At 43.0% G+C, this 8,114-nt stretch carries 8 protein-coding genes and 1 tRNA gene; 2 read left to right on the top strand and 7 right to left on the bottom strand.

The annotated features are described in order from the left end of the window. Positions 1-870: 870 nt before the first annotated feature. Positions 871-1,398 carry a hypothetical protein gene (locus IH879_15265; GenBank protein MCH7676293.1) on the top strand — a complete coding sequence of 176 codons (528 nt, stop codon included), beginning with the start codon at positions 871-873 and terminating at the stop codon, positions 1,396-1,398. A 21-nt stretch (positions 1,399-1,419) separates the two neighbouring features. Then, complete coding sequence (locus tag IH879_15260) at positions 1,420-1,881, top strand: hypothetical protein (protein ID MCH7676292.1); 462 nt, start codon at positions 1,420-1,422, stop codon at positions 1,879-1,881. A gap of 327 nt (positions 1,882-2,208) precedes the next feature. Here IH879_15260 and IH879_15255 read toward each other — a convergent pair. The 7 genes from IH879_15255 to IH879_15225 all read right to left on the bottom strand — a co-directional run bounded on the left by IH879_15255 (position 2,209) and on the right by IH879_15225 (position 7,878). Next, a tRNA-Val gene (locus IH879_15255) sits at positions 2,209-2,282 on the bottom strand. A gap of 102 nt (positions 2,283-2,384) precedes the next feature. Next, complete coding sequence (locus tag IH879_15250; protein ID MCH7676291.1) at positions 2,385-3,611, bottom strand: SpoIIE family protein phosphatase; 1,227 nt, start codon at positions 3,609-3,611, stop codon at positions 2,385-2,387. Between the two features lie 542 nt (positions 3,612-4,153). Continuing rightward, positions 4,154-4,567, bottom strand: coding sequence for a hypothetical protein (locus tag IH879_15245; GenBank protein MCH7676290.1), 414 nt, complete (start codon positions 4,565-4,567; stop codon positions 4,154-4,156). A gap of 54 nt (positions 4,568-4,621) precedes the next feature. Further along, positions 4,622-5,875 (bottom strand): hypothetical protein, encoded by a 1,254-nt coding sequence (locus IH879_15240; protein MCH7676289.1) that lies wholly within the window; start codon positions 5,873-5,875, stop codon positions 4,622-4,624. A gap of 256 nt (positions 5,876-6,131) precedes the next feature. After that, positions 6,132-6,419 (bottom strand): type II toxin-antitoxin system RelE/ParE family toxin, encoded by a 288-nt coding sequence (locus tag IH879_15235; protein MCH7676288.1) that lies wholly within the window; start codon positions 6,417-6,419, stop codon positions 6,132-6,134. Next, the gene (locus IH879_15230) at positions 6,412-6,600 is read right to left on the bottom strand and encodes a hypothetical protein (GenBank protein ID MCH7676287.1); all 189 of its coding nucleotides are present in this window, start codon (positions 6,598-6,600) and stop codon (positions 6,412-6,414) included. The genes IH879_15235 and IH879_15230 overlap by 8 nt, the downstream gene beginning before the upstream one ends. Positions 6,601-6,639: 39 nt before the next feature. Next, positions 6,640-7,878, bottom strand: coding sequence for a tyrosine--tRNA ligase (locus IH879_15225; GenBank protein MCH7676286.1), 1,239 nt, complete (start codon positions 7,876-7,878; stop codon positions 6,640-6,642). Positions 7,879-8,114 lie beyond the last annotated feature (236 nt).

Genomic DNA, 8,114 nt, shown 5'->3' with positions numbered 1-8,114 from the left:
GGTATGTGAGACACGGGGACTTGACAAATATATCGACACTTAAGTTGTTTAATATTAAGCAACTTACAAAGACATGTTGAGTTGATTTATTTGGAAATATTTTGATTTTCCTAACTCATTGTTTTGTACGTACTTGTTCGCAGAAATTCGCATTCGTTCCCACCAATAAGTTTCGAATATGTTTCGAAAATCTAAGTTGAAAGGCCACCTATTTGCCACCTATTTGCCACCTGGGGCCCCGCCAGGCCTTTGATTTCACAACTAAGGACGGTTTTGGCAACTTTCTTGATTTTATAAAACCAGTTTTAGTTGATTTTTAAAAAAATGCCCGTTATATTGCCTCAAGGGAAAGTAAGAAACGAGGTATTTATCAGTGAATCCCACACCCAATAGAAGTTTAGAACTTCAAAGTTATAATGGCAATAATATTTTTAACTACATTGATGCTGACCCTAGTTCGAGAATGATAGCTTTAGAACGACAACATAATCCATATCTGAATACGAATCTTTCCAGTGCAGTGGAACTATCTCCGGCAACTGGGCGGTACAATTGTCATGGTTTGGTCTTTGCTAGCCGCAGAACTAACCTAGACAGTCCCGGACAACCCGTGGATATTGATGACCTTCTCAATTGGGATTTTTATAAATGCATAGTGACTCCTCCACAACTGGGCGACATAGTAGTCTACCGACACAGAAAAACTATGGAAATTGACCATACTGGTTTTATATGTCGCGTGGAGAAAATAGGAAAAACGCCGATAATCTTTGTTTGGAGCAAATGGGGTGCACTTGGGGAATTCGAGCACAGAGTCAAACATTGTACATACTTTAACGATTGTGAAATTGAGTATTGGAGATTACGAACATGAAAAATTGGCCTTATCTATTAGAAGAAAGTGCTCTAGGTCGAGCTACATTAATGCTACTTTCAAGCAGTACAGTAAATCGGTACATTCGTTTAGCAAAACGATTAGCCGAATCGTCTGATCTTAAAAGAAAGCTTGAGCTGGGGCTAATTACTTCTGATGAACTTCTGGAGCATGCTGATAATTTATGGAGATTCGTGGTTGAAAGCAAAGAAAGAGACTTACCGGAAATCGAATTAGCTTTAATCTTGCCCATAGTAAGTCGCTTTGCTACAGAAAAGGCAATCGAGATGCTTTTGCGAATTTCCGTATATGATAAAACGCCGGCAATCTGGATAAGCACGCTCGCCAGAGATTTGTATAATCGTCTTTCTGCTAATCAAACAGTCAATATTTCAACAGAGTCCTCATTGAAATTAAGATTGCAAAAATTGGAAGCCGGTTACGTTTCGTTTGAGTGCAAGAATGATATAAATATTTCGGTACGAGACTTATATTCAAATGAAAGTCTACGCGCAGCTGCTTAAAGCCCTAACGGATTAAAAAATATGCCTGACTGTTATTTTGTTGCCGTTACTCACTCTTCATCGCTCGATAGGGACACCAATACTTGGAGCCTCTTTACATTAGTGGAAAACCTAAATATCGAGGGAGAGTTTGCCTACGAGGAAGATGAGGCGATGGTTTTTCCGCTTGTGGAATTGCATACATTTTGGCTACTTGAGCCACATGAGTTCGACAAAGAATTTCAAATCCGGTTTGTTTTTGTAACTGAGCAAGGCAAGAAATCCTCAAAAAACACATATCTTCTAAAATCCAACAAATCGCGCCACCGACTACGCATCAGGGGTTTGGAGCTTGTACGTTTGGGCAAGCTCAAACTCCAAGTAGAGTGGAAAGCAGACAACAAACCAAAATGGAAGATGTGTTCGCCATTTTGGCCGATGGAAATTAGTTACGCAGAAAGAAAACCAGAAAGGAACAAAAAGCAAAAGCAACTTGATTTGTAATTAGCTCACTACCATTCTTCCAGCCTTCCGCAAAAATCCAGTCTTTCATATATTACAATCTTCAAAAAGTTGGCGTTAAAGTTGCGTTATTTTTTTCACCTTGCATTTCTCACCGCTTTCATTTCATTTTAACACTCACCTTCGGGTTCACTGCTATGGCTTTTTTTACCCGAATATTAACTTTTCGGTTGTTCTTAAAAGTAATTTCTCTTATCTATTAAGTGAGATGAATTCGGGTTAAAAAAGTTTCGAATATATCTCGAAAATGACTAATTTGGCAAAAGTGAAGACATATCTATGGACGTTTAAGTTAAATAAAATCAATAGTGGGCGATACTGGATTCGAACCAGTGACCTCTGGTATGTGAGACCAGCGCTCTAACCAACTGAGCTAATCGCCCAAAATAATCCCCCCTTCAGGGAGGTGGCCGGCGAAGCCGGTCGGGTCAAACATCCCCCTGATTTCGCTTTCGCTCAATCTTCCCCCTTAAAAGGGGGACTGTTCAAGACTCATTTTCAATTGCCAAAATCGCAATGTCATCCCAATTATGATCTTTTCTGCTGAATTTCTTTGCCGCGTTTACCAGGTGCTCAAGAATATCTTTGCCCTTTTTATTTTTAGCTTCCAGAAGCACCTGGGCCATTTTCATATCAAAGTGTTCGCCGCTATCGTCCGGAACTTCACTTATGCCGTCTGTAAAAAATATGAGGGTATCACCTTTCTTCAATTGAAAAGCAACCTCATCACCGGGTTCAAAAGTTTCTTCATCGGCGATACCCAGCAGCAATCCGGTCGCGGGAATCTGCTCAACCAGCCCCCCATTTCGGTTTAACAGAAAAGGCTGCGGGATACCGCCGTTTGAAATATGGCAATGTCCCGACTTTGTGTCGATGATTAAAACGGCGGCCGCTGCGAACATGGCTGTGGGGAGTATCTTCACCAAAATTCGATTCATGAAAATTAAAATATCGGCCGGAGTTGCATCCCGGTCCCGGAAAGCCGAAAAGGCAGACTTGATCACGCTGGTAATCAAAGCGGCCTGAATGCCATGACCGGTGACGTCGGCCATGAGCACGGCTACTTTATCATCGGCTAAGGAAATCACATCAAACAAGTCGCCGCCGATTTCCAGCGCCGGCTGGTATTTCGTGGCAATGGAAATTCCGTTCATTTGCGGAAAGCTCTCTGGAAGCATGCTCTGCTGAACATTCCGTGCAAGTGAAAGTTCTTCGCGCAGCATTGCGTCTCGCTCTGACAACCGGTCGCGTTCCAGCAGAACAACATCGAGCTCCTGAATTTTTTCGCCAAGAACCTTTTTTAAGCTTTTGCTCTGGATGCCATTTCGAATGACCATCTTAAGACCTTCGTTGTCCCAGGGCTTCTCAATATACTGATAAATACCCACCTGGTTGATGGCCTTGATTGCATTCTCTTTGTCAGCATATCCGGTGAGTAAAATCCGGGTGACGTCGGGATACAATTTTTTCACCTCAGCGAAAAATTGTATCCCGTCCATGTCAGGCATGAGAAAATCGGAAATAACGATATCGACCGGTTTCTGCTTTAATGACTTCAACGCTTCTTGCGGGGATGTAAATGTGACAACCTGGTAGTCGGTCTCCAAAGCCAGATAAGCTGCGAGGGTTTTGGTGACCATCTCCTCATCATCAACGATCATCACAATGGGAGCCCGCTTATTATTTACGTTGTTACTAATCTCGTCTTTCATGATTAACAATACCTAACCCGGATAAACCCCGTGGACAGTCAATCCAACGGGGTAAACCGGAAATTCCAAATCACAAAGCTCAAATTTCAAATAAATCTCAAATCCCAATTTACAATGACCAAAGGTCGACGCGACACAGCGCGGCAAAGCCGCAACCCATATTTTGGAGCCACGGATTGACCCCGTTAGATAAGAGTTTTTAGGTTTTCTGTTTAGCTGATGTTTTTATCTAACGGGGTTAACACCGATTCGACACGGATAAAAGCATTTATAGAAAAAAATTAAACCATGACACGCCATTTGAAATTGTAGAAATTTGTAAGTTACAATACTGACATTTCTCACTTTAGAAATGAGTCTTAATTTCTTTAAAAACAAAATCAAGCCACTGATTCACACGGATTGGACACGGATAGCTATTTGTCGAGTTTGACAACTTACCGTGCAGTTGCTCTACTTGAATCCGTGTTTCATCAGTGTTCATCCGTGGCTAAATCCTGTTGATTAGAACGGTTGTGAAGTGAGAAATGCTAGTGAATGACTTAATTATTTTGAGCGCCATTGTTAATCCAATCGCGAATAGCATTTGTTTCTGCAGAACTTAGAGCATTGCGACTCAACGGCATTCGGGCACCGACGCTATTATCGCCAATGACCTTTAAATAAAGTGCACTATTGTCAGCATCCCCAGGAGCGACCCGCGATATGCCAAATGCCGAAGGCCTGTTTACAAGATTGCCATGGGCCACTCCTGCCTGTAACGACATCGGTGCTAAACTGCCCGGATGACATCCGGCATTTACACATTTTGGGGTTAAAATATTACTCTGAATGCTGGAAAAAGTCGCTTGCAAACCACCCCCTTGCGGGCCGACACCTTGTTCGTGCTCACAGGCATAGGTAAACAACACAAAGCTCAATAAAAAAAAGCTGCCTATTTTATAAATGTTTTTCATTTATGTTCTCCTACAATGTAAACCTTCCAGGTTTTAAAAACCTGCAAGGTTTTGCTAAGGTATTCTTAAAATTCGGTAAATATTAAACCCGAGCCGGAAATCGCCATTTGTGAAATCGAGGTCGCCGCCGCTCATATACTGAGCTGTCGCCAATCCGAGCGAATTTGTCACATAGACATGGAAGACGTGCCCGCCAACTTTGCGTTCCAGGCCGATTGTGAAGGCGTCGTTAAAAACACTTTTTCCACTTTCGGGGCGTGCTCCGCCAACGGGAGCGGCGCCGGAATCGCCGGAAAGAATCGGCACTCCTTCAACAAAAACAGAAAAGTCTTTGACCAGCATAAATTTTCCGGCAAAGCCGACAGTGAAAATCGCGTCCTCATCCGTTGTATTGACATTTCCATTTAGCAGAATCCCGGGAACGAGCAAAACGGAAATTCTACCGGACAACTGCTTGCTCAGCGCAACCTGTCCGAACCAATGAAAACGTTCGCTGCTACTGCGTTTAAGAAATTGCGCCGGATTATCGGGGTCGAGAATCTCCTTAATCGTTTCCCAATCTACACCCACATTTACCGCGGCGGATAACGGCACCGAACCATCGTTTTTCTCGCGCATAAAACGCCATTTAGCGCCGAATTCAAATGTAGCATTATTCCCGGAACGAGCAATACTTACAGCCAAGTTGTCACTGACAGGAAAAGCGAACTGAGTCAGCATGTGCGCACCATCATCAAGACCGAAGAATTTACCAAAGCCTTGATCTACTTTGCCCTGCCATCTATGAGCTATTCGATATGAAAAAGTCCCTTTTTCCAAGGTTTGGGTTGTCGTCAAAGTTGCCAAAGACAAACCAGGGAAAGCCTCGGCATACTCTCGTTCAGGAGCCTCTGCTTTCAACTCAGCGGGCAAAGAGTTAATCCAGGACGCGAGTGCTGCAATCTCAGATTGAGAAAGTGCGTCAGAGCCTTTCGGCATCTTATCACCCACAATGCCCGAACTCCCTTTTAATTTCATAATGAGATAACTTCGAACCGGATCTTGAGGTTTTACGCGCATATAACCCGGTGCGTCAACGCTCGGCTGATTGACCAGCGAAGACAATGCAAAATCTTCAGTGAGATCCAACCCTTTTGGAGAGGTCGTCCCTGCGTGGCATCCAGCAAACGCGCATCTGTTATCGAAAATATCGAGAACCTCGTCGGGAATTTCGGTTTGGGAATAAGTGAGATAGGGGTTATAAAAGAATGCGGTAACCAAGCAAATGCCCAGAAATTTGTTTTTGCAACACGCAAATAAGGTTGACATCCTTCCCTCCTGTTTCGGTTATTGGGAAATTTAAAATTGTCTTAATGGCCTGAATTGGCTGGTTTCAAAAATGCTCGTGAGTTAAACGAAAATTAATAATTGTGAGAATTTATAATAATTGTTTTGAATGTCAAGAAATTTGGGTACTACGAACTTTTTTTACCTACAATGGAATGATTAAATTATTCCAGATTTTAGGTGTGTGATTGGTAAGATTAAAAGCAGGATTCCTATCAAGTGTCCAACTTAGAATTGTTTATTCCGGCTTCCAGTCTCGAGCAGAATGTACAACTCCAGATATTCGTACAACTTTTCCCTTAATCTCATACATAATTCTGTACGAGCCATAGATTATTTCTCTACATTCCTCTTTTCCAATTTCTTCAATGATTCGGCCGCTGTAGGGTAAATCTTCAAGACGATCAGCAGCTTCAATCAAACGCTCAATAAAGAGGGCAGCGCGATCTGCAGAGTCTTTCGCAATATAGTCATGAATACTCTTTATGTCATTTATTGCCAACTCTGACCAAATTAGTTTAGTCATTCTTGGTCCAACTTCTCATGATTTTCTTGGCTTCTTCGTGAGAAACGCCCTTACCATCCTCTATTTCTTTGATACCGCGTTCAAACTTACTTCTTATATATAAAGCATGAATGATATCATCCATATTAGCCTCATCAGGAAGTTTATCAATAACATTTTTGGCCATTTCCTTTGTACTCATTTCATCAGCACTCCTATTTATTCTTACTATTCTTAAAAACTACTGATCTGAAACTACCAAGCGATGATAACGTTTTTTACCAGCCCGCAGCATGACGCTGTGGTCGTCCAAATTCGAATCATTAATGACGGATTCAATGCTCTCTATTTTATTTTGATTGACATAGGCCCCGCCCTGTTGAATGAGTCTTCTCGCCTCACCCTTCGATGACGTTAAGCCGACTTCGGCGAAAATATCCACAGCGAGGATTCCCTTTTTCAAACGCTCCAGCTCGATTTCGGAAGACGGCAACCCGCTTAAATCTTGTGCCTGCCCACCGAAAGCAGTTCGCGCTGCTTTTTGTGCACGATCGGCTTCTTCCTCACCGTGAGTGATTTTGGTCACTTCGTAAGCGAGCACCTGTTTGGCTTTGCGAATGTCGGCGCCTTCGAGCTTAGCCAGTTTTTCAATTTCAGCCATCGGCAAGAAGGTGTAGTAAGCGAGGCATTTTTTCACATCCTGATCATCTACATTGATCCAAAATTGGTAGAAATCGTAAGGCGAGGTTTTGTTCGCATCAAGCCAGACGGCTCCTGCTGCTGTCTTTCCCATCTTTTGACCGCCAGCAGTAGTTAGCAGAGGCCAGGTAATCCCTTCGGCTTCCGCGCCTTCAACCCGGCGAATCAGGTCAACTCCGGCGAGAATATTTCCCCACTGATCATCGCCGCCAAGCTGCATTGTGCAGTTATGGCTCTTGAAAAGCTTGAGGAAATCATAGGCCTGCAAAACCTGATAGTTAAATTCGATAAAACTCAAACCGGTTTCCATGCGCATTTTGTATGCTTCCGCCGTCAGCATCCGGTTCACACTAAAATGTTTTCCAATATCACGGAGAAATTCAACATAATTTAAATCAAGCAGCCAGGTGGCGTTGTGAACCGCAAACCCGCTTTTCCCATCTATCTTAAAAAATCTTTTTACCTGGGATTTTATCTTCTCGGCGTTTGCTTTGATTTGCTCGACGGTCAGCATCTTTCGCATTTCGGTTTTGCCGCTTGGGTCACCGATCATTCCGGTGCCATCGCCGATGATCGCGATTGGCCGGTGCCCCCCTTTCTGTAAATGAGCGAGGGCCATCAAACCCAGCGAATTACCGACGTGCAGGCTGTCCGCTGTCGGATCGAATCCAACGTAAGCTGTCACCTGGGTGGTCTCAAATGCCTTTTTCACGGCATCTTCATCAGTAACCTGTTTGACGAAGCCGCGCTCTTTTAAAATATCGTAAACGGATTTGCTCAAGTTATGACCTTTGCCTGCAAAATTAGCCCCGAAGACACAATGACACGAAGATTTTCATAAAATAATTCTATTAATGCCAGCTTTAATTAGTGGGACATTAAAATTTATAAGAAAACCAAGACGTTTTCCAGTCAATTTCAAATGACTTACTAACATTTCTCACAACCGTTCTAATCAACAGGATTTAGCCACGGATGAACACGGATGAAACACGGATTCAAATAGAGCAACTGCAC

The sequence above is a fragment of the candidate division KSB1 bacterium genome, assembly GCA_022562085.1.
Classification (GTDB): Bacteria; Zhuqueibacterota; Zhuqueibacteria; order Oceanimicrobiales; family Oceanimicrobiaceae; genus Oceanimicrobium.
The sequence above is the reverse complement of the archived record's forward strand: the minus strand, read 5'-3'. Positions and strand labels throughout refer to the sequence as shown.